The 22255-nt window shown below is 52.2% G+C and carries 18 protein-coding genes; 5 read left to right on the top strand and 13 right to left on the bottom strand.

Annotated features, from left to right (window positions below):
* Nucleotide 1 precedes the first annotated feature (1 nt).
* The 5 genes from BMY55_RS05500 to BMY55_RS05480 form a co-directional block, all read right to left on the bottom strand.
* Nucleotides 2–1768 carry an ATP-binding protein gene (locus BMY55_RS05500; protein WP_170805353.1) on the bottom strand — a complete coding sequence of 589 codons (1767 nt, stop codon included), beginning with the start codon at nt 1766–1768 and terminating at the stop codon, nt 2–4.
* Nucleotides 1768–3429, bottom strand: coding sequence for a DEAD/DEAH box helicase (locus BMY55_RS05495; RefSeq protein ID WP_091428995.1), 1662 nt, complete (start codon nt 3427–3429; stop codon nt 1768–1770). The genes BMY55_RS05500 and BMY55_RS05495 overlap by 1 nt, the downstream gene beginning before the upstream one ends.
* Before the next feature lie 267 nt (nt 3430–3696).
* Nucleotides 3697–4536, bottom strand: a complete 840-nt coding sequence (locus tag BMY55_RS05490; protein ID WP_091428993.1) for a phosphoadenosine phosphosulfate reductase domain-containing protein — start codon at nt 4534–4536, stop codon at nt 3697–3699.
* A complete protein-coding gene (locus BMY55_RS05485) occupies nt 4529–7879 on the bottom strand; it encodes a hypothetical protein (protein WP_091428991.1) in 3351 nt (1116 codons plus the stop codon). Before BMY55_RS05485 ends, BMY55_RS05490 begins: the two co-directional genes overlap by 8 nt.
* Nucleotides 7869–8810 (bottom strand): DUF4007 family protein, encoded by a 942-nt coding sequence (locus tag BMY55_RS05480; RefSeq protein ID WP_143064285.1) that lies wholly within the window; start codon nt 8808–8810, stop codon nt 7869–7871. The genes BMY55_RS05485 and BMY55_RS05480 overlap by 11 nt, the downstream gene beginning before the upstream one ends.
* 126 nt (nt 8811–8936) lie before the next feature.
* On the opposite strand from BMY55_RS05480, the gene BMY55_RS05475 reads away from it, so the two are divergent.
* The 3 genes from BMY55_RS05475 (at nt 8937) to BMY55_RS05465 (ending at nt 13624) form a co-directional block, all read left to right on the top strand.
* Nucleotides 8937–10079: a cysteine desulfurase family protein gene (locus BMY55_RS05475; protein WP_091428987.1), complete on the top strand. Its 1143-nt coding sequence runs from the start codon at nt 8937–8939 to the stop codon at nt 10077–10079.
* A gap of 72 nt (nt 10080–10151) precedes the next feature.
* Complete coding sequence (locus BMY55_RS05470; protein ID WP_091428985.1) at nt 10152–12179, top strand: DNA phosphorothioation-associated putative methyltransferase; 2028 nt, start codon at nt 10152–10154, stop codon at nt 12177–12179.
* Between the two features lie 77 nt (nt 12180–12256).
* Nucleotides 12257–13624, top strand: coding sequence for an exonuclease domain-containing protein (locus BMY55_RS05465; RefSeq protein WP_091428983.1), 1368 nt, complete (start codon nt 12257–12259; stop codon nt 13622–13624).
* Nucleotides 13625–13935: 311 nt separating this feature from the next.
* Here the strand turns inward: BMY55_RS05465 and BMY55_RS05460 are convergent, their stop codons facing one another.
* The 6 genes from BMY55_RS05460 to BMY55_RS05435 all read right to left on the bottom strand — a co-directional run bounded on the left by BMY55_RS05460 (nt 13936) and on the right by BMY55_RS05435 (nt 18538).
* The gene (locus BMY55_RS05460; RefSeq protein ID WP_091428981.1) at nt 13936–14133 is read right to left on the bottom strand and encodes a hypothetical protein; all 198 of its coding nucleotides are present in this window, start codon (nt 14131–14133) and stop codon (nt 13936–13938) included.
* Between the two features lie 321 nt (nt 14134–14454).
* Nucleotides 14455–15747: a type II toxin-antitoxin system HipA family toxin gene (locus BMY55_RS05455; RefSeq protein ID WP_091428979.1), complete on the bottom strand. Its 1293-nt coding sequence runs from the start codon at nt 15745–15747 to the stop codon at nt 14455–14457.
* Nucleotides 15747–15992 carry a helix-turn-helix domain-containing protein gene (locus BMY55_RS05450; protein WP_091428977.1) on the bottom strand — a complete coding sequence of 82 codons (246 nt, stop codon included), beginning with the start codon at nt 15990–15992 and terminating at the stop codon, nt 15747–15749. Before BMY55_RS05450 ends, BMY55_RS05455 begins: the two co-directional genes overlap by 1 nt.
* A gap of 97 nt (nt 15993–16089) precedes the next feature.
* A complete protein-coding gene (locus BMY55_RS05445) occupies nt 16090–16953 on the bottom strand; it encodes a hypothetical protein (RefSeq protein ID WP_091428975.1) in 864 nt (287 codons plus the stop codon).
* A 383-nt stretch (nt 16954–17336) separates the two neighbouring features.
* Nucleotides 17337–18371 (bottom strand): tyrosine-type recombinase/integrase, encoded by a 1035-nt coding sequence (locus BMY55_RS05440; RefSeq protein WP_245744654.1) that lies wholly within the window; start codon nt 18369–18371, stop codon nt 17337–17339.
* Nucleotides 18350–18538: a hypothetical protein gene (locus BMY55_RS05435; RefSeq protein WP_245744653.1), complete on the bottom strand. Its 189-nt coding sequence runs from the start codon at nt 18536–18538 to the stop codon at nt 18350–18352. Before BMY55_RS05435 ends, BMY55_RS05440 begins: the two co-directional genes overlap by 22 nt.
* A gap of 320 nt (nt 18539–18858) precedes the next feature.
* Between BMY55_RS05435 and BMY55_RS05425 the strand changes: the two genes are divergently transcribed.
* Nucleotides 18859–19266 carry a helix-turn-helix domain-containing protein gene (locus BMY55_RS05425; protein WP_177179294.1) on the top strand — a complete coding sequence of 136 codons (408 nt, stop codon included), beginning with the start codon at nt 18859–18861 and terminating at the stop codon, nt 19264–19266.
* A gap of 13 nt (nt 19267–19279) precedes the next feature.
* Entirely contained in the window at nt 19280–19549 is a 270-nt protein-coding gene (locus BMY55_RS05420) for a hypothetical protein (RefSeq protein ID WP_091428964.1), read from the top strand.
* A 9-nt stretch (nt 19550–19558) separates the two neighbouring features.
* Here the strand turns inward: BMY55_RS05420 and BMY55_RS05415 are convergent, their stop codons facing one another.
* Both BMY55_RS05415 and BMY55_RS05410 read right to left on the bottom strand, forming a co-directional pair.
* Nucleotides 19559–21406, bottom strand: coding sequence for an ATP-dependent nuclease (locus BMY55_RS05415; RefSeq protein ID WP_091428962.1), 1848 nt, complete (start codon nt 21404–21406; stop codon nt 19559–19561).
* Between the two features lie 9 nt (nt 21407–21415).
* Nucleotides 21416–22177 (bottom strand): hypothetical protein, encoded by a 762-nt coding sequence (locus tag BMY55_RS05410; protein ID WP_091428961.1) that lies wholly within the window; start codon nt 22175–22177, stop codon nt 21416–21418.
* Nucleotides 22178–22255: the final 78 nt, after the last annotated feature.

Below are 22255 nucleotides of genomic sequence, written 5' to 3'. Positions count from 1 at the left end.
TCTACTCGTCAATATTCTCTAAGAGTTTTGAGACCCAGTACCCCCACCGATCACGGAATTTCTCAAAAGTTTCGCCATCTAGGGTTTTCCTGAACTCATCTTCAGTACGCACATAAGCCATCGTGTAAACTTCAAGAGCACTGAGCGCTCGATCATCGCCAGAGTCTTCGACATGTTGCCATAGTTTTTCGTAATATGGCGAACGCGTGTTGATAACTCCAACCGCTGCATTTGCTACGAACTGCAGATCCAAGAACATAGTCCCGGGCCAACTACCCTTATTCAGGTCAACCTTGTAGTCAATCGTTGCTTTGGCGAACGCTTGGGCATCCTCTTCAGAAAGCTCCGGGCGAGTTTCCAGAACATATTTTGTACGTTCTGCCAGCTTCTCCTGCTCCGACTTGGTCTCAGCCTCTTTGTCTGAGGATGTTTCAGTGTGATCCTCCGCCACATCTTTATTGACCTTCTCAGAAACGGGGTCCGGTTTGGCTTTAGATGGGTCCGCAGAACTCCCTTCCTTGCGTGTTTTAATAACGTCCAACATTGCATTGATCTTGACTGTGAGATTTCGATTGAGCTCAAGATGCAGTGAAGATTTGTAGTGGCCGGAATTCTCCGGGTCCTCGGCAGCTTCGTTCAAGGCTTCAATCTGCTCGGCGTCATGTTTCGGGTCTAGCTTCTTGAAGCCTCGAATATGCTGCTTGTTGTTAGTAACACCAAACAACTCATCCAAAACCGGCTTGAAACGAACTTCTACGCCCCACCACCTCTGCCTTGTATCACTGTCTAGAAAACCAAAGGAACCAAAGTCTATCTCACGGCCAGCTCGAACAAACGAGATACCAGTATTGCGTGCGTAGTGCTTGCCAAGATTTGAGTTACCACCCATTTTTTGGGTCTCTGGCTTGGCTATACTAAGGCGAATTTCAATGTCCGAAAATTTCCCCTGCTCATACTCAACTGGTATGGTATATGGTTTCTCAAACTCGACATTCGTAGCTTTCCCATCGCTGTCTGGGCAGCTTGATGGCTCCAAAAGGTACAAAGGATCATTCGGCTTCAACTCATGCGACGCTTCGACTTTGTTATTGTCTAGATCGAAGTCGACCAAGCTCACATCACGTTTTTTGCCATAGTCATCATTGTCATCCAGGAAGTGCCGATAAATTCGGCAGAGCTCTTCTTGCATCCGAGAAAAGAGCGTCGACGGGCGTTTGAAATCCACTCCATCTAGCTTGGACCACAAGACCAGCGTGCCACTGCTACCGATCTTTCCTCCAACCGCTTCAACTATCTCCTTGGGAAGGCTCGTCTCTTCAACGCTTTTAAGATACTGCTGTCTGCCTTCTTTGACTTCTGGTAGATCAAGATACGTCTTGTAGACCGCCCCATTTTGCCAAGAATATACCTCAACAAGCTCAGCCTGTGAAAGAGACGAGCCTTTAAGTCCAAAACCAAAACGTCCGAGACCTTCACGGGTATCTAGTCGAGTGCCCCAACCTAGTGATAGACAGCGTCCCAACTCATCCGGTGTCATCCCCTGCCCGTCATCCAAAACCGCTATTTTTTGAACTCGGTAGACCGTGCGCTTTGCTACAGGTTCTCTGGCTGACAGCGTAACAATGGTTATCTTTTTTGCCTCGGCCTCGATCGAGTTATCAACCAATTCAGCTACAGCAGTAGCTGTGTTCCGATACCCAACTTGGCGCAGTGCATTGAGCGCCAAGTACGCATCAACGATTTGCACTTGTTCGTCTTGTTTACTCATCATGTTTTCCCAAAATGTTCGTCAAAATATGTAAAAGCCTGCGGCACGTTGGGTAAATTTACAATATTATCCACCACATCCACCACTGTGCAGCTAGGCGTCCCACCAACTGAACTGCCTCTAAGGCCCCGTCCTACCATTTGTGAATAAAGCACAACCGACGTTGTCGGACGCGCAATCACAACGGCCTCTGTCTTTGGCGCGTCAAATCCCGTTGTCAAAACACCAAAATTTGTGAGAACCCTGACACTTCCGTTTTTGAAATCTTCAATTGCCTCACGCCGATCACTCGGTGGCGTTTCGCCGGTTACTGCTCTTGCCGCGCACCCTCTTTCCCTTAAGACTAATGCCATATCAGATGCATTCTGCTTCGATGGGCAAAAGACGATGGTCTGTTTCTTATCAACAAGCGCAAGCTTTTCGACCGCAGCGACCACTTCCAGTGTCCTCTGGGCATTGTTGCCTAACTCCGCCAGCACTTTGGGTGAGATGTCTAAAAGATCGGAAATTAGCCTGACTGCCTCGGCGTCAAGATTAACAGTTGCGCTGGTGTTGAGACGCATTCGTTCAACAGAAGACAAGATCCCACGATCCTGCAGATACTCAATTGAGTTTCTCTCGCCGGTCAATCGCTGGTCGATCGTGAGTTTTTTATTGCCATAAAAATCCGATAGAGCCTTGGTTTGAGCCACATCGCCCCCAACGTGATGCCTACCAGGCGTAGCCGTCAAGCCTATCAAAGTAGTGCTCGAGTTACAGAGAAACTCTATTGCTTTTTTGTAAGTTGGCGCCATCGACATGTGCGCCTCATCGACAATCAGCAGACTACATTCGCGCCTAATTTCCGCAAATCGATCAAAATCAGCGTTTTTGTTTGAGTGAATGCTAGAGTAGCAACTCTGAAAGCTCGTAACAATGAAACAGGGCTTGCTCAGGTCAATGTGATCTGGCTTCCTGCCCCCCCACATTGAGTAAACATTTGCATTCTCAGTTCCTAGTTTTGTCCAGATGCTAAGAAACGTTTGAACAGCCTGATCGCAGAGCTCTTCGCTATGAGCAAGCCAAACAACAACGGGATTTTCGCGTGAACAGCTAAACCGAAGGAAATCTGAAATGAATTCCATAGCTGTTCTTGTTTTTCCCGAACCTGTCGGCATATGCGCAACGATTCTGCTGTTTTCAGCATCTCTGTGGGCACCAGCCTCCAAGAAGGAAAAACTAACAAGCTGTTTCCTTATGCTGTTTTGATAATCAAAGAGAGGCTTTTCAATGTCCGTTTGCAGATGTGGCTCTGGGCCAGACAACAAATCGTTTGGGAAAGCTTCGTCGATGTTCAGATCCATCAGCTTGAGAAACTGGGTCGTTGACTCATTTCTTCCCCAGGTAAAATTCGGAGGAATAGTTACAGGGCAACCATCCTGTCCTAAGCCAAGTTTGTCGCGGATAACTTGCGGCGAAAACACTTCTAGAACAGCGTTTCTGAGATCTTTCTTCTTGAAGATAGCCAGCCCACTCTCAGACAGCATAGCCTCAGCTACCGCTCGAGGTCGAGTACTCACCCCAAGTTCTGAAAGCCCCTCTAGTCGGTTCTCACCCCAAAAAGCTGCTAGTCGCGCGATACCAATGCTTGCGAGGGCGTCAACTACGGTGCTGGAACTCATGCTGTTTTCCACTCTCTCAATTTTCTACTCGCCCAGCAGCAGAGACCAGGGTCGTACGCTTCCGACACACTTTGACAGATTCAGCTGCTGGGTAAAGCCTTTGAACGGCAATGCCTTTTTGTCAATTGGCCCTAAATGCGTGCCCGGCGATCCTGTGAGGGTACAAAACCCAAATTTGGGTTCAGACGAAACCATCTGACGGTAGGTATCCGCGTGCCCCCGCTTCAAGTCTCTTCAACGTTGCACCCCAAAAATTCCTACATCAGATCATTTATGGCAGGCCAAACACACCTTTTGCTGGCCATAGATCTCATCTATGTCAACTGCGCCTTGTTCCGGCCGTAGAGGATCAACCTTCCGCTTTGCCTTAGCTCTTTCGACACGTTTTTCATGATCTGCGCGGATCTGAGCAATGCGTTCCGGCTTTTCCAGTTCAAGCAGTGTCTCCCCTTCGCTCCATGAAAACGGCGACCCGTGGTCGAGAGAAGTTTTCTCCATTTGCTTAGCCCTCTCGAAGGCTTCAGGGTGACGCTCCTTTAGTCCAACCCACTCAATTTTTTGCTGAAAGAAACAAAACGTGCAGCCACTCCTGGAACGCCAATCATAGTATGCTGGAAGGCCAAGTCCCGAGTTCTCAAGAATTTCGAAAACGCCTGCCTTGTCGATCCCATCATCTTTGAAAGGCAGCTTGGTAATCAAACTTCCATTTTTCGAGTTCAGACCTTGGCGGAAATCTTCGTCAGCCCGGATCGCCACATAACTGTAGACTGTATATCCCTGCTCGGTAAATTCAGATTTCACCCACTTCTCAAAGGGCTTGATCTTGAGGTCTTTCGTACACCAACGCGTCTGTGCAGACGGGAGGAATTGATTATACTGGGCAAGGTAAAACTTAAAATCTCTCCCCGGATCCAAGTACCGGATCTTCCTGCCAAGAAAGCCCTCGAGCATCGCTAAGTACTCATAAACCTCATCCAGCTCTTCGCCCGTGTCGGTAAAGAAATACTCAATATCAAGTTCGGGGTGAGCCTGGCTCATGTAGATCGCGAGGGCTGAACTATCTTTGCCCCCAGACAAGCCTAGAACATGTTTAACTTTGTCAGCCATCTACTTCCTCACTTGCGTCTGATTGTTTGATCCTCGCAGCACCGACTTTTGCCAAAGCAGCCAGGATCACGTTTCTACCGGTGCCTTCCGCAGCCTGCTGCAATACCTCTTCAATTTTTCTACTAAGGTTGTTCACTTCCTCATCTTCGGTGTCCAAGACATCAAATTCTTCCATCACAGGCGTGGGCCGATCATCAACGCTGACGATCAACGCCATTGCAGAGCGCTTGTCCTTCCGCCCGGCCACGCGCGCGACAGACTCGTGCTGGTTGAACTGTTGAGCAAGCAAGGTCAGTTGAACAATTGCCCGGTCTATGTCGCTATCGATCCAAGCTTTAGCAGGCTTGTTGATGCCCAACCCCGCGAGTGCTTCCATCGACTGTAGGTCATCTCCGAAGTTCGTGAGTTGGGTGATGAAAGATCGAAGCCGCAAGTCACCTGCAACATCTCGGATATTCTTCGCGCGCTCATTCAGCTCTCGGTACGCTTTCGCAGTGCGCCCGTGAACTTGTAACTCATTCAGAATGTGTTCGCGCATTCTTGTGAGCATCGCAGGGTAAGCCGCACGTATTTCGATGAGCCCTTCTTTGATGTTTTGAGCGATCTCAGCGATTCCTTGATCTGTGAGAATGTCGATGTCCTGTCCGTAGAGGCCAGGAATGTCATCAAATGCGAATTTTTGTGGGTCATTAGATCGCTTGAAGAGCGCTCTGACTTTTTTTGCGTGCTCAGGAAGACGTGCGGTTCGTTGAACCCAAGGTGCTGAAGTTTCGTAAGCCGCGATGAGCGCGCGTCCAACTTCTAGCGGACTTAAAGTTGAGATTGGTTTGTCCACAACTTCACCGACCGCGTTTGCCAGCTCAGTAAGCAGCCTTTTGGTCGTTCGGTTCATTTCGATCCAGCGTAGCTGGACCATTTGCGGCGCTCTCAGAACATAATCCACGTCAACATCCGAAATGGTAGATAGAAAAATACCTTCCCGATAGTGTGACAGGTTCCGGCGTTCAGCTAGCATGAACAGCACAGCAAGGAATGGCATCAAACCGTCCTTCAACCCAAAGGGAGGTGCCCGCCATAGGTCATAAACATCGGTAAGTTGTACGTTGCGGTTTCCCCGTTTCTTCAAGAAGTCTTTCGTTGCTTTCCAAATGGGCAACAGATTTGCGACGTCTTCTCCGGATGGTGGCACAAACTTCCATTCATTGCCCTCTTCTCGGTACAATCCATTAGCCTCAACAAGCGATACGAACAGAGCTTTCTCCGCTGGGAACTTCTTAAACCCAAGCCCTGGATTACCTTCTTTAAGGACGGCAGCATGCAGTAGCAGCTTGAGCGCTGAATTGGCCGATGCCGATGGCTTGGCGCGGTTCAGCAGTTCGTTGTTTAATTTGGGCGACTGCGAAAACCGACGGTCTGCCATTTCTGACGCTAAAACTGTGAGGTTCCGGCGCGCGGAAACCGGGAGATCATCAATTCCAGTTTCCCATTCTGCGCTTGCGATCAATTGCCAGACCTCATGCTCAATCCGGCCTCCAATCGCCTCGATACGATCGGTAAGCTCTCTGCGCGCGATTTTGTCTCGATGAATCTCGGGGTTCGATGCCAATACATCCTTCAAAGCGGAGTGCTCTCGTGCGAGTGCCACAAGGTTCTTCGATTTTTCAGACCTCACAACCGCAAAGTCGCCCCCCCACCCATACTCACCAAAATCCTCAACAATGCTTGGCGTCGCATCGTCCAGTGAAATGATGAATGCGCCAAAGCATCCATTTGTAGAGGCAAAGCTGGTCACATAGTTCTCTACCTGACTTTCGAGCATTACCTTGAGTTCGCACCAGCGCAGAGCACCAGTTTCACGGTAGTGCCGTTTCGCGACGATATTGGGTGAAGATAAAGCGTTTGAGATTGAGCTGAGATCGAAGTCTGATCTTTCTCTCAATGCCTCATCCAACGCCACTTCAATGTCAAAGTCGCTCCCGTCAAAGAGAGCGTAAGTGCCCCTGAACTTTCGGAAAACAACAATTGACGCCGCCTCAAGTTCTGACAAAAGCCCCTCTACCGCAGCACTTGTTTGATTTATTGCCAGGCAAAGTGCGCCTAGCGTCGCACCTACTCCGGTCTGCTTTTGCGTGAGTTCCAAAATGGCTAGCGACTTTAGCAGCTGCACACCGATCTCTCCGCCATCTTTCGCTTCCCACCGCGCAATTGCATCCCTCGCATTCGCAAAGTGATGGCTGTCCAAAGACACGGCAATTGCAGCTTGCAGATTGAAATCGAGATAATCCCAAAAATCAGCCAATCCGTAGTCTTTCGGATCTTCTTTGCTCGCCTTCTCAAGGTAGTCCTGAAAGCCAAACAGCTCGGACGAGCCTAGAAAACTGAAGATGCTACGCTGGTTTTGCCCATAACTCCGTCGCGATGCAGGCCCTAGCACCAGTGTAACAAGCGGGTTGAGTGGCCAAGCGCTCGTAAGCAACTCTTTCGAAACTACGGACGCGCCACGTCGAACATCGGCAAGTAGTTCCGCGGCTGCCTCTGCGTTCTGTCTAGCGCTATCCGGCTGCTCTGAAGCGATAATCGCCTTGCTCACCAATTCAATCTGCTCATCGCCAGATACATTGACGGGAATGTCGATGAAGCGACCCTGGATTTTTCCCCACTCATCTTTGATGTCGCGTGCCAAGCGGCTCGCATATTCTTGGAAGGATTGATGAAGGATACCCACAACGATAAGGCGGCCACCGCTTCTCGACGCCGCTTCACCAAGCAGTTGGAAGAAATATGCATCTCCCGTTGAGGATGCCGCGTGCTCAAGTAGTTTCCCCATTTCATCCAAAAAGAGGACTAAACCTCCAGAATGCTCACGGTCGTCGGCGGCCAAATACTGCAAGTATTCAATGACTTTTTCAGGCGTATCAAACTTCCTTTGGCGTGCCGCAAGTCCTGCATCCTTGATACCATCACCGATCAGCTGGAAGGGTTCCATGCTGCGTCCTACGACCGACACACATTTCCAGCCATCTCGCTTCGGAGGGAGTAACTTCCATAGTTCCTTTGCAAACACCGGATCAGTCTTGCTCGCAGCCGCCGCGCGTTCTTGCTTACTACCACTCAACAACGCGGAGAGAGCGAGTGCGAGGCTCGACTTCCCGCTTCCATACGGACCAGTCCAAGTGAAGGCACCTTGCCCGCTCTCAAATTGTTGGTGTGAGAAATTACTCAGGATCTCCCTTACTGATGATGAAAAGACAAACCCCTCTAGGGCTTCATTGCGGTCATCTTGATCAATTCGAACAGATCGCAGAAAGCGTCCATTCACCGAGACAATTTCGTTAAGCGGCATATGAACCTCTCAACGCAGAAATGTCGGAGGACCACAGACTCTCTGCAAAATCTTGGGGAAACTCCCCTTGTCTAAGAAGCTGTTTCAATCCAGCTGTCTCAGACCAAGAAATCAAACCGTCGGTCATGTCAGCGACATCGGCCAACCGATCAATCAGCTCACCCTCCTCAAGAACGAAAACCCTTCCAGGAGACCCGGGCTCTAGTAACATTGACTGAACGCTAAGCGTATTCGCGGAAGATGTTCGCTCCCAAAAATCGCATACCGCATAGAGGAAAACGCCGTTAGACAGGCTCGGCTTACGGCCCAAATTCATACCAAACTTTCCACTGGAGCGCCGCCGGATCAAACCCAGCTCGGTAAGCGGAGAATTGAATGCCTCTTCGCTTGGGCCGCGTTTTGGTACACTAGGAACATAGTTAGCCAACAAGACACTTATATCGTTTGACAACGTCTTCTCGGTTGGCAGCTTCCAACCACGCTGATCAATAAATTCCATCAACCTTCGCAAAACCGTATCGCGGTCAAAGTTTGACTCATTGAAAACATTGAACAACCAATAGGTGGCTGTATGCTTAGGATTAGAGGCAATATCCCAGTGGATTTTCCAAAGCGACGAAGCGCTTTCAAGGTATGGATCGCAACCATTTGGCCCAAGCAACTGCTGACCAAACTCGGTCGTCCTTACATCCTTTCCATCTGTTGTGAGAATACCTGCCACCTGCGCCCAAAATCGAATTGCCGCCACCATATTTTTGCCGACGCCAAAATGCGCAATTGCCGCACTCTCTGAAAAAATCTTTTTGTTATTCAATCCACTATCATCAACTGCTTCAAAAGCCTTTTCCAGCCACCCATAACGCAAAGGAAAGGTTTCGTGGCCGGAGAACTGCGGCTTGTAATCCTGCGCAAATGTCGTTTGCTTTTTCATGTAACTGCTACCCCGTTTCGGGCCGTTATAGCGACCTTCCAAGGGGATGGTCAACGACGTCCTGGTGCTTGACCCCAGGATCAAGACTGGTCTACAGATGAGCTCCTATTTGGTAGGAAAAGCCCCTTGACCATTTACCTTGATCATCAAGCAAGCACCCCGATCCTGCCAACAGTTCGGGCCGCAATGCAGCCGTTTTGGACGGACTGCCATGGTAACCCGCACTCCTCAGAGCATTCGACAGGGTGGTCCGCAAACAAGGCTACTGAATCATCGAGGACCAAAGTGGCCAACTGCATTGGAGCCGATCCGGATGAGATCATTTTCACATCCGGAGCTACAGAGGCGAACAATCTTGCCATCAAGGGTCTGAGAACTCCGGAGCAACGGCAAGGTCAGCGCACGACAATCCTTGTTTCAGCGACGGAGCATAAGTGCGTATTGGAAAGTGCCGCCTATGTAGCTCAGACGAAAGGATGTGCGGTTCGAGAGATTCCGGTCAACGGAAAAGGCCACGTCGACCTCGACAAACTGCGAGACATGCTAAGCGAGGATGTTTTTTTGGTAAGCGTGGCATTGGTCAACAATGAGATCGGGACCATCCAAGATCTTGCTTCAATATCAGTACTTTGCCGCGATATGGGCGCAATCCTCCACTCCGACTTCGCGCAGGCACCAAGCGCAGTCAGCCTCCAAGAATATGCAGATTTGGCTGACATGGTTAGTCTGTCGGGGCATAAATTTGGTGGGCCAATGGGTGTTGGCGCGCTCTATGTGAGCCGTGAGCTGAAGGACCGGATTGAACCTCTGTTTCACGGAGGTGGGCAAGAAGGTGGGCTTCGGTCCGGCACACTACCCCTTCCCTTGTGTGTTGGTCTTGGCTCAGCGGCGGAGTTCCATGCCTCTGAAGCTGGAACTGCTTTGAGAGCGCGGGTCGCAGGTCTACGAGATCTCTTCGTACACAAACTGCAATCGAACCGCGACCATATTGGATTAAATGGAGATAAGCTTTGCTCCCGCCATCCTGGCAATGCGAATCTAAGGTTCGAAGGACGCGATGCGGGAGAAATGCTCCAACGATTACAACCCATCGTGTCAGCTTCTACAGGTTCGGCCTGCTCTTCGGGAATTTCGGAACCAAGCTACGTCCTCCGTGCAATCGGACTCACATCGGATGAAGCGCAAGCCTCCATACGCTTTAGTTTTGGGCACACCAATACATCGGATGAAGTTCTAGAAGCCGCCGAGGCCATTATAGCAGTACTCTAGATCGATCGCCCCTCGGTCAGGTAGGATGTTTCAAAAGAGCCTTTAGAAAGATCCAAACCCGAGGGGGCAAACTTGCAAAACAAAAAATCTCTCAAAAATGCGGTTGGAAAAAAGGTAGGCCAGGCGATCTACGTGCACCGTAGCGCGGTTGATCACCTTCAGACGAGCGCAAAGGATAAGCTGAGCCTTGCACTGCAAAGGGTTCCGGAAGATTTCCAATGGTCAGTATTGAAGATCTCGGGGCAAAACGACCAGACCTTCTCGTTTTTGGACTATCAAGACTTCAGCGCCGTGGCTTTTCCAGAGCTGCGGGCTAGCCTACTCGTCAACCTCACGGAAGAAAGCGCAAAACTGAGAAAATATTCTGACGCAAACCCACCTATTCTCCACAGAAAGGAGCTACTCCTAGCCCCGGATCATCCACTAAGAGATGACTTCGCAAAGCTGACGCAGTCCTTAGAGAGCAAGGGGCTTTTTAAGAACATGGCCAACAAGGGAACGCGGCGGATTTGGATGGAGACACTGGCTGAAGCCGGATTGACCGTCGAAGGTCCACACATCGTGCAGAGCGGTTTAATCTCAGAGGAGTCCGCCAAGACTTCAGCCGATGACATGAATGGCCTAGAGAAGAACATTGTTGAGCGCCACAAAACGGCGATCACGCGAGCTACGCTCTCAGCGCCAATGTACCTATTGTTTACAAGTGGTCTGATCCGTCACGATCGAACCGTTTTGGACTATGGATGCGGTCAAGGTGATGACATCCGAGCTCTACAGTCTGATGGCTTTACCGTCGAAGGTTGGGATCCCCACTATCGACCAGATCCCAGTACTCTGAAAAAGAGCCAAGTCACCAATCTTGGATTTGTCCTCAACGTAATCGAAGATCCTGAAGAGCGGGCAGAGGCACTTAAGCGCGCATTCAGCCTAACGGAGCTCTGCTTGGCAGTATCCGTCATGCTGTACGGCAAGGCTGACCTGAGTGGCGCGCGGCCCTACCGCGACGGATACTTGACGTCCCGACAGACATTCCAAAAGTACTATACCCAAGCAGAACTCAGAGACTTCATCGTAAGCATTTTGAATGTCGAACCCTTGGCCGTAGGCCAAGGTATATTTTTGGTCTTTCGGGACGAGTTGGAAGAGCAAAGATATCTGCTAAGGCGTCAAATAGGCTTCAAAGGCCGTGAGTACCGCTCCGTTCCAAAACCAAGTGCACCGAAAAAAGGCACCCCAAACAACCCCAACGACAAGCTCAACAAAACAACCATCCGAGACCTTGCTGCTGAGATCAGGGCCTTTGGCCGTCAGCCCGACATCTCAGAACTTCCCAAGAGTCTTGTGACAAAGCTTTCGCGCGCAAAACAAGGCCTTCAGTATGCCGCAAATCAAGCAATTGCTGAAATAGGTCACAAAGAACTTGAAGAAATCGTCGCCACGAGGACTGAAGATCTAAGCCTTCACTTCGCAATGCATGCATTCTCACAAAGAAGATCATATGGCTCATTTCCTCCTGAACTAAGGCGCGACATTCGCGCTTTCTTTGGCAGCCACAAAAGAGCGCAGGACTCCGGACAAGCGCTCCTCTATTCGATCGGCAACCAGGACCTTCTCCTAGAAGATGCTGAAACGGCAGCCGCTGCTGGAATCGGTCATTTAGAACAGGGCAGATTTCAATTTCCCACTGATAGGCTCCAAGAACTGTCCGTCAGGCTTCGAGGGTTCGTAGCTCTCGCTGAAAGGCTAGCGGGTGATCTGTCCGAAACAACTCTGCTGAGAATTCACATTACCAGCCGTAAGCTGACTGCGCTAACCTATGCCGATTTTGAGACGTCCTTCTTGCCTCGCTTGATGACCCGGGTGAAAGTCGAGTTCGACACCTTCGACGTTTCCATCATCGACCATTCTGCAGACAATGACGTCCGACTTCTGTATCTAAAATCCCGCTACATGAAAGAGACTGATCCTCGGCAAGCGGCGCAGAAAGCATTTGATCAGGAAGTCTTAGACTTGAATACTCTCAATTTCTGCAATGAGGGACCAAGTTTTCGGGAGTTTGCTCAGACCCTCCTCAAGGCTGGCGTGAGAATTCCAAGCTAGGTTAAGCATCCTTAGGCTTCGTCGCCAAGGCCGGTAGGAATTGGACTTTGGCGGAATAAGGCAGGTAGTAGTCACGTATGTTTGCATTTTACGACCTTGAAACCACGGGGACATCACCCGCTTTCGACCAGCCCCTACAGTTTGCGGCGATCCTGACGGATGACGACTTCAACCAAGTTGAGCGCGTAGATATTCGCTGCAGGCTCGCGCCTCACATACTTCCAGCACCATGGGCGCTCGCTGTTACGGGGATCTCACCAGATCGGCTGATGGACCCTAGCCTGCCATCCTGGTTTGAGTTTTCATATCAGATAAGTGGTCTAATCAACCGCTGGGCTCCAGCGACATGGGCCGGATACAACACACTTGCCTTTGACGAAGAGTTCCTCAGGCAGTCATTCTATCAAAATCTTCATCCCAACTTGTATCAAACCCAGTTTGACAACAATGACCGCCTGGATCTCATGAAGGTGGTCTACGCAGTTCGGGATCGCCAGCCCGACGCCCTCGAATGGCCAATAGATGATCTTGGACGCGAAAGTTTCAAACTGGATCGCCTCGCCCCGGCAAACGGCTTTGCCAATCATGACGCCCACGATGCCCTCGGCGACGTAGAGGCAACGATCCATATCGCGTCACTCATTCGCAAGCGTGCCCCTGAGGTTTGGGATCAATGCTTGTTGAACCGCGACAAACACCAAGTTGATCGGTTGCTGCGAAGCGGGCATCCCGTGTGCCTGATCGAACGATTTGGTGCGGCACCACCGCGATCCTATTTCGGTGCATACGCAGGCACAAACCCGCAGAACCGCAACTCTGTAGCATTTCTCGATTTGGACCTCTGCGATGCGTCTATCATCGACACCACCGATTGCGATCTTGCCAAAGCGGTTGCTGCATCACCCAAGCTGATACGGACTATTGCGATAAACAAAGTCCCAAGTGTTTTTCCGGTAGCCAACCCAAGCGCTGCGCATAGTTCGCTCGCTGAATTAGTTTCTGCGCACCCTGAATTTCATAAACGAGTGGGGCAGGCTTTGGCCGATCGCTATGCAGATAAAGAGCCAGCTCATCACGTTGAACAGTTGATCTATGACGGCTTCTACAGCGCCGATGACAAGCGGATCCTTGAAGATTTCACTGCAGCCGACTGGCGTGACCGCGCTCGAATTGTCGCACAATTGGACGACATCCGGCTCAAGCAACTGGGTATGCGGCTTATCTTTTCCAACGCCCCAGAGTTTGCACCCGCGAACTACCGATCAGCAGCAAACGCTGCGATCCGAGACCGCTGGCTGACCAACGAGCCATCCACTCCGTGGACGACCAAGGCAACGGTAGAAGAACAACTCCACGAGATTATCAGTGCTGAGGTGTTAGACCGTGGTCGGATTTGCGCACTTCAAGACTTCTATCGCGCAAGAATTTCGGAAATAGACACATGAGTTTGCATCACCTGTCATGACGCGTCATCGATTCCGGCCCCTGATCTTTCGTATGGGTCTTGGCTCACTAGAAGCACTGTAGTGCTTTGATCCCAAATACAAAAACGGTAGAGCGCTCATCGCCATCGGGTTAAGGCTCTGCTCTTTAATTCAGATCACCACACACGCCTTGAATGATGTTGAAATCTTCACATTCTGGTACCTTAGCTTTGGTCGGTATGCCCATGAAATTTCGAGGGAAATCCGATTTAATGCTTAGCTCTATCGTTCTTGCAAAAAGCCAGAGCAGGAAACCCACCCTGGCGCTGAGGTCATTCGGTGACCGGATCTTCGTCGCGGCGCGGGAAGGCGACCATTTCGACATCGGGGAACATGCTGTGTTTGACGTTTATCGACGTGATGTTGCCGTTGTCATCAGTATTGACGAAGAGGACGCCGCAGCGGTCCCAGAAGTTCTTGCCGTCTTTTTCGCCGGATTTGACGTTCAGTTTCAGAGTTTGAGTAGCCATTTTTTGATCCTCACTTTGAGTGTTTCGATGAACATGACCAAAGCTGGCAGCAAGGGGCTGTCAGCGAGAAACTTGCTTCGCGAGGAATGCGCAGGCGCAGGGGAATTTTCTTGTTGAAGCGGGGCTTGCCCCGCGTCGGACACGGCTGCCCGCTTATGTTCAGCAATCAGAAACGCGGCGTAGAGGATCTGAGCTTGGCTATCCGTCTCTGAGCTAGCCGATCAAGACTGGCATAGGAAGTTTCAAGATCCGCATCGGGACTGCAGATTGCTCGAAGCCAATATGATCTACCGATCATAAAGCGGAAATATGATCTGCGGATCATACGGCATGAAAGGCAGCCGCCCGACGTCGTATGCCAGCAGCGATGGCATCTGCCAATGGCTGTGGAAACCCATCCGGCAGGTCTGCGAGTGTCTTGTCCAAGGCGGGTTCAAGTTCTGCCGCGATGTCCGGCAAGACTTCTTCCGCCAGCGCTACACCAAAACCTGCCGCCTTCGCAGCTTGCAGGAAATGGCGGGGCACCACCTCGTTGATCCGATAGTGCCCGTCCACCGCCATCGCGAGGCGCATCCGGTTCTGGCGAATTTGACCGTCATCCACGGCTTTCTGGGCGCTTAGCACATCGTAGAGCGGGGTCATGCGAAAACCTCCGGGGCGCAATGCGATGCTGAAGTTCTTGGCGTGCCCGTCCGTCGCTCCCAAAAGCCAAAACAGCACCTGCGCGCGGAAGAAGGCACGCTGGTCTGCTTCAGGGTCATCACTACCAGTCAACAACCCGATCCCTTCAGTGATCCCCGGCCCGCCATCCATTTGATATTTCTGGCTGGGTGGAACTGTGAGCGCCTGGCAAAAGTCTTCCTGCGGGAGGCGGATCAACCGGCCATCTTTGGTCCAGCGCCGATCGAACCGGGTCACAACAAGGCTCCGCACGTCCTCGAAGTCGGCAATCTCGACTTCAGCCACATCCATGCCCATGGCCCGACAGAGGTACATGCAGAAAAATTCGTTCTCAACACTGTCAGACAAATCGATCCCTGCGGGCAGAACGCCAAGCTGCGTCTTGAGGATATGGGTTGTTGGGGTGAGCCCCGATGGACGGATCCACGCGCCCTCGTGGCGTAGCAGCGCCGTTTTCTCCTGCGCCCCTGCGATGGAAATGCGAAAGTCGTCTTCCTCATCCAGGCCGAGCGGAGCGCTCGCGAGGTTGCGCAGCATTTCAGCAATCTGCGCCTCGGATACGGGCTCCCCCTCGAGTGCACCAACCTCGGGGATCTCACCCGAAACAAACTGCAAAGCCCCCACGCAATCGCGCCCGATCTTCTCCAGCATGTGCCATGCGTCCGTGCCGCCTGCGCGCACCCGAGCCGCAACACGTTCACGTATCGCCTGATTGTCCGGCAGCAGGTTTTCCAAGTAGGCGATTACGGGGCCGCCCTGGTGTCCCTCTTCACGCAAAGGCAGCGAAAGCGAGATGGGCATGGCATGTTCCCATGCCAACCATTCCGGATCATAGATAAAGCTGATCGCGCCTGAACCAGCGAGACGCAAAGCCCCCACCAACCGTCCGTTCAGAAGCACTTGCATCGTGCCGCTACGCCCGTGTTTGGCCATCAGAAGATATCCTCAATCTCAAGCGAGCCACCGCGTTCCACCAATCGGAACTCAAGCCCAAGTGCCGCCATAACAGCGAGCACTGTGGCAAGCTTGGATCCCGCGTCGCCATTCTCGAGCGACGAAATCGTCGCGACGCGCAAATTCGTACGCGCGCTGATGTCGCTTTGGGTCCAGCCGCGCGCTTTGCGCGTCCGGCGAAGTGCCTCGCCGATCTGCTCGGCCGTTCGTGCTGTGAGGTCCATGATGTGGCTCCTTTTACGGCACAGCGTAAATTAAAACAAATTACGCCGCAACGTAAATATCTACTTTTTACGCCATGGCGTAACAATCGAGCCGCACTTATGCCTGCAGCCCCGCAGCGCGCACCTGCTCGGGCGTCACCAGCTTTGACGAGATCAAGCCCTCAATCTGCCGGTTTGTAATGTGGCGGCAAAGAGGGTGGCGTTCACGGATCCACTCGGCGAGGCTAGCGCGACCTTTGGCTTCGGCCTCTTGCGCCTTCTCCCGGTCCGACTGTATCTGCGCAAGCCCCTTCTCCCACCGGCGCATCTTGAACCAATTGTCCGAGAAACAGACCTTGCTGCGTGTATAGCCCTCGCTTTCCTTCGCATAGGCTTTGACCGCCTGCTGCAAGTCATCGGGCTTTACCCCGGCTTTCACGGCGGCTGCGATCAGGCGCAGACTGGTTCGCCGGTCTCGGATCCTGTCCTCGGGATAGGCCGCCAAGATTTTCTCAGATTCAAGATCTTCAACCTCCTCCGCCGCCTCGCGCCTGCGCGTAGGTGGTTTATGGATGGTTTTAGGATGGTTTGGGGTCCACCGTGAACCCCGTACCCCGTTCACCGTGGACCCCGTACCGGGTTCAGGCTGGACGGGGTTCACAGTGACCCCCGTCTCAATATCGGGCTCAGCCGTGGGTTCGAGCGCGGCCACGCGCTCCAGAACGATGCGGTAAATGACGGTGTAGCCATTCTTGCAGTGCCGCCGCCCTGTCTCGATCAGAATGCCTTCGCGCAGAAAGTCGATGATGGTGCGCTTGACCGTGCTTTCGCTGAGCTCTGTGTGGCGCTGGATCGTCCCCTTGGAGCACCAGATACCCGAGCCGTCGTCGCTCGCCTTGTCCGCCAGGAACATGATGATCTGTTTGCGCGCGGCACTGCCAAAGCGACGCTCTGCGCATTCGTTTGCGATGCGCCAGCTCATTGGACCACCTCGCCGGTTAGAGGCCACGAAAAAGCCGACTGAGCGTTTGCGAAGAGACACTGGCCCATGCTAATGTTCAGTGAAAGCTGACAGGCTTTTTCTATTTGGCCCCGGTTCACAGTTGCCGCTGTGACGGGGCCTTTTTCGTTTTGAACCGGCGAATTTGGCTTTGAAACTTTCGCTTTTTGTTCACCTTTTGTCAGGGGGTGTTTTGCACCCTTAAGCCGTTGTTTTTGCTTCTTGTCTTTCTGGATTGCAAATCCGTGTACACCGGTTCGATTCCGGTACTCGCCTCCAATAAAATCAATGGGTTACGAATTTCTCTGCTCATTGGGTATCACCTCTGGTATCAGTTTCACGTTCTGTGCCTGTTCTGTTCGGGGTCATTTGCGCTTTGCTACCGCCTGCCTCGCCCGCATGATTTGCCGAGCCTCGCCCGCATATTTGATGATCATCTCTTTGGATGTGTGGCCGCTGTAGCTGGCGATTTCATCGTCAGTGCAGCCCGCCCACGCCAATTCCATCACGCCGCGATACCGCAAAGCGTGCTGGTCATGGGCCATAAGGTCCAACCGCTTACGCTCGCGCACCATGACACGCGCCATCGCGTGATAATCCATCCTCGAACCATTAGCGCGCGTCAGGATGTGGCGCGATGGATGAGGCGTGAACCCCAGATCAGCCTTCGCACCGTCCAGTGCCGCCTTGAGTTTAATCGTACAGGGCAGTGAAAGGACGGTATCTGTCTTGTTCTGACGTAGCTTGAGGGTATCGCCGTCATAGTCGCCCCACTGGAAGTCCACCCAGTCACCAGGACGCTGTACACTGCCCACACCAATCTCAAAAATCAGGCGGGGCAATGGCTCACCCTCTTCCCGCATCTTTTCGACCGCCCAATCCGTCCACGGCAAATGCGGTTTCTTGCGGTCCTTCGGAACCCTCAACGGCTCAATATCAATCGCGGGATTGTCTTTGCGCCAGCGCTTGCGCATCGCCATTTTGGATAACATGCTGATCGCGGTCGGGATGTAATTGGCGAACCTGACCCGATGCCGGTTCTTTTCCATGGCGTCATAAATGTCGGCTTGGGTCAGGCGTGCCACGTCAGCGCGCCCTATCTTTTCGGTCAAATACTCAAAAACTTGCTCAAGGTCGCGCCGATAGCGCGGCGAAAAATCTTTCCATTTGTCCGTCTCGCGCAGCGCATCAATCAAAGCGCCCCATGATGTCTTGGAGACCGCTTTCTTCCCGCTGACGATCTCCCAGTACTGCTGGTCGAACTCTGCCGTGCCTTCCTCCGCCGTGATCCGCCCCAGATAGAACATCTTGCCGTTGACGCTCTTGCGCACATACCAACGGCCAGACGGATGCTGCCAAAGGTATTTCTTGCGTCGGCCTACCACTGAATTTGATCCCATAATCCTGTCACATCCCCACCTGAAATTCGCTTGAGCGTCTCAGTATCCCAACGAACAACGCCGGGCGCAATTTCATGCCCCGGCGGTAGGTGACCTTCATCGACCAAAGCCTTGAACTCGTTCGTGCGCAAATCGAGCAACCGCGCGGCGGTCGTCTCGCTGGCCATGATGGGTGTTTGCCCTGCCCGGCTCATGGCTTGCTCGCGCCCGAACGCTCGTCAGGTTCCACCATATTCCGCGCGATGTAGTCCTGAACCGCGTCCTGCGGCAGTAGGAAATTAGTCCCGTTCTTGAGGAATCGAATGCTTCTGGTGGCTATCAACTTCCTGATCCGCTTCTCAGGCCAGCCGCTATGAGCTGCCAATTCTCTCGGGGTAAGCAGGGAACAATCGTCCATAGTTCTTTCCTCTTTGGCATTTAGTGATATCAATAGAAAGAATACGCAACAAAAGGTTACGTAAGTCCAAATATGGGAACATTTGTCCGAATGTCAACTGTATTGATTGGAATTGGCCAAAGGATGCTGAGCGTACGCAGTCAGCTTGGCTATCCTCAAAACAAAGTCGCAGCGATCCTGGGGATCGCTGACAAATCTTATAAGAATTACGAGCTTGAAAAACGGGAGCTGCCGCTCTCGATCGCAGTCAAGTTTTGCGAAGAGTTCGACAAGAGCCTCATGTGGCTGGTTTATGGAAGCTCCGTGCCTGACAGTGAGCAGTCCGCTCGTTTAGCCGGGGAAACCGCGCAGGCTGTGTTTGATCACGCGCAAACGAACAAGAGGACGTTTTCCAGCGCGGAAATACAAAAGTTCACACACTACATCTTTGAGCAAGCCCTTTCGAAGGGCACCTCGCCGCAAAGCGAGGCAAAGCTGTTCTTTTCGGCCATTGGCTAAGGCGGACAACCCGATGAAACATTTGAAAGACCCTAAGACGCCAATCAACAAATTCGCCAATTCTTTGCGCGTGATGGGGATTGTCCTACTGGTCGTCACCAGCGTTGGCTTCATCTCCTATCGCTCTGAAACCGGCCACTTTTGGGACGTCTACACCCTGTTCCTGCTTCACCTTGGCGTTGCCGGGGCTATCCTCGCATTTATTGGCGAAGCGCTATGGAAAATACTACTGACAAACAGCGACGTCTCGCGCCGTAAGTTCTATTTCTATGGCGAAGAGTAGTTTTGGCTCTTATTGGCCGATAGTATGCAGGATAAAGTCAAAAACGGGCCTGGCGGGTTCAAACGCCACAGGCGGTAGACCGGGAACTATTTCCTTAGCAAAGGTTGCCTTGTCTCCCTTGAAGCGCTGACAATCGCCGGGGCGCGTCGGGTCGATTTCAAAATGTGCGCCTACTCCAGGCGCATCACGAAAAAGCAGCTCCATGGGAAAACTTGACTTGCTTTTATAATGCTCCCCGGTGGCTGCGTTCACAACTTGTCCGTAGCAGCTATGTTCCTCGGAAACTGGCAACATCAGGTTGTAGCCGTCCACTCCATTCCGCTTTTTTACCAAACAACGCGAAACATCGTTTTGAACAACTTGACTGTGGTTCATGTTCCATTCGTTGTAAGCTTCATCCCAATCATACAACGCAAAAATTGTGCGCCCCTGATTATCATGGTAGAATTCGTTGCTTCGCATCAAACGGCCAAGTGTTGTGCAAGAAAATGCGCTCAATATCTCAAAGGGCCTGTTCACCTCTGCTCCATACAACTTGCGCCAAGCTGTTTCGAAGATGATTTCGTCCGTTACTCCCTCAACCATGAGTACTGGCCCATTGGTGTTCTTGAGATTGTGGTAAATGTTGAGGCGCGCCTCACGCTCACTAAACGTAATTAGCCCAGCCGAGAGTGACTGAACTACTGCCGCTTTATCACGCTGCACCGCCGAGACGTTGCCATCCGCAATCTCAAAAAGCCGTATCTGCGGTTCATTGGCCTCGACGATCGTCGAAGCACTGTGACTGCTGAGTAGAACGTGATTGGTCTGGGCGGCTTCGGTGGCCGCAATGTCTTCTACCTGCTTGAGAAAGCTAAACTGCCACTCCGGGTGCAGAAAGGAGTCTGGTTCATCGAGGAGCGTGATGCAATTACGGTCCTTGAAGAATTCCGTGATGGCAAAAATGTAAATGGATTGGAACTGACCGTCGCTAAAATCTCCGACAAGGATCGGCCTTCCGTCGCCCAAGCCGATCGGAATGGACAAGCCCTCAAACATGCCAAGTGTTTTAAGGTTGTCGAATTGGCGAAAAAGATCAGACGACGACGCTTCGGCAAACTCTTCACGGAAGAGCTCAAGATTAATGCGGATAGTATATCGATCTTGCCCACGGTCATAAATCGAGTCTCGTGTGAACTCGCCCCTAACACAGTTGAGCAACCGTTCAACGAAAACGAGTGATTGGCCCTTCGCCCCCCATAGGAACGAAGCCACATCGCCAACTTCGACATCGCTGTGCTTAAACCTGGGCGGCGAAAGCCGAAGCGTGACTGTTTCAGACGTGACCTCGATCCCCAGCTTCTGGCAGATGTAGCGACGGGCCGCACAATCGTCAGGCTGCATTAACAGGATCGAAAGCAGCATCTCCTTGTACTCCGCGCCGATGCTGATGAACTCCCGCGCCTCCTCGCCGGTCCACTTGCGGTTCCGGCGGGCGTAGGCCCGGGAGTACTGATCTACGGTAGACGTGATTTTGTCGCTGTGACCGGAATAGTAGATGATAACGTTGTCGGGTGTCAGCGCGTCGGCGATTTTCGAACGGTTCGCTCCGTTGACCTGCAACTGGCCACCCTCACAACATACGCGCACGTCATCACCATCGATCTCGTAGAACAGATCGAAGTCGAAACTGATCTCGCTGCGCCGCTTCGTCGAGGCAAAGACGAAGTTGAAGATCTCCACCAGGGCCTCGAAAAAGTTGGACTTACCCGTGCCGTTCTTGCCGACGAAGATGTCGAGGAAGCTGTCGCCGTCAAAGGTGAGCGTGAAGTCGCGAAGGTTCTTATATTCGCTGATCCAGACAGATTTTAGGCGCATAGATTTCCCCTATGTCTTCACGAAGGTCAGTTGGGCGTCGAGGATAAAATAGGCGAGGATCGCGGCTTGGGCTTCGAGCGGTTGGTCGCGGATCATTTGGCGGACAGGATCGCGGGGGCCACGCTTCTTCTTCAAGAACTCAACCGTCTTTTCAAGCAGTTGCCGGTTCTCTTTCGCACCTTGCGCGCGCTGCCCAACAGCCGGAAGCCAGCTATCAAAGCTCTGGAACTTTCGTTCGAACTGGTGCGGTTCTTTGGAATACACGTAGCCAAAACTATCATTCGGCTTGAAGCTGACGTGATGATCCTTCGTGTCGTCCGGCAAAATGATCTCATTGGGCGCAAACATTGCTGAGGCCTGCGACACAACCGTTCCGCCGCTGTAGGCGTCTGAGAATTCCTTGGGTGTGTGTATCTGGCTGGTCACGTAGAAAACGGCATTGCCGAGCGCTTCGAGCCCTTGCAGGGCCTTGTGTTGGCGGTACTTACCGTTCTTGTGCAGGTTCATGCGATAAACCTTCGGGGCGGCATAAAGCCCTTGCTGTATCTCTCTCGCGTTGTGCTGCACCAGGACGTAGGAGCGTTTCAGCTGGATAAAGACAGGCGTCGAACCGTCAAGAGTGACTTCTACATCATAGCCTTTCGTCGCCTCGGCACCCTGGCTGATGAAGTCGGGGGCCTTCGGAAACTTGCCGCCAAGCACGTAATTTTGTTCCAGCTCGCGCAGGAAAGCGAAGCCGAAGGTCAACTCAGTGAAGTCAGGCCAGGGCATGGGCAAACCTCTCGCAAATCAGAGAGGTTGAGGTAAGTTGGCTAAGGCTTCTGTGCTCGTAGCACCGGACAGATTTTA

The sequence above is a fragment of the Aliiroseovarius sediminilitoris genome (assembly GCF_900109955.1).
Lineage (GTDB): Bacteria > Pseudomonadota > Alphaproteobacteria > Rhodobacterales > Rhodobacteraceae > Aliiroseovarius > Aliiroseovarius sediminilitoris.
This window is presented reverse-complemented; position numbering and strand designations above follow the sequence as displayed.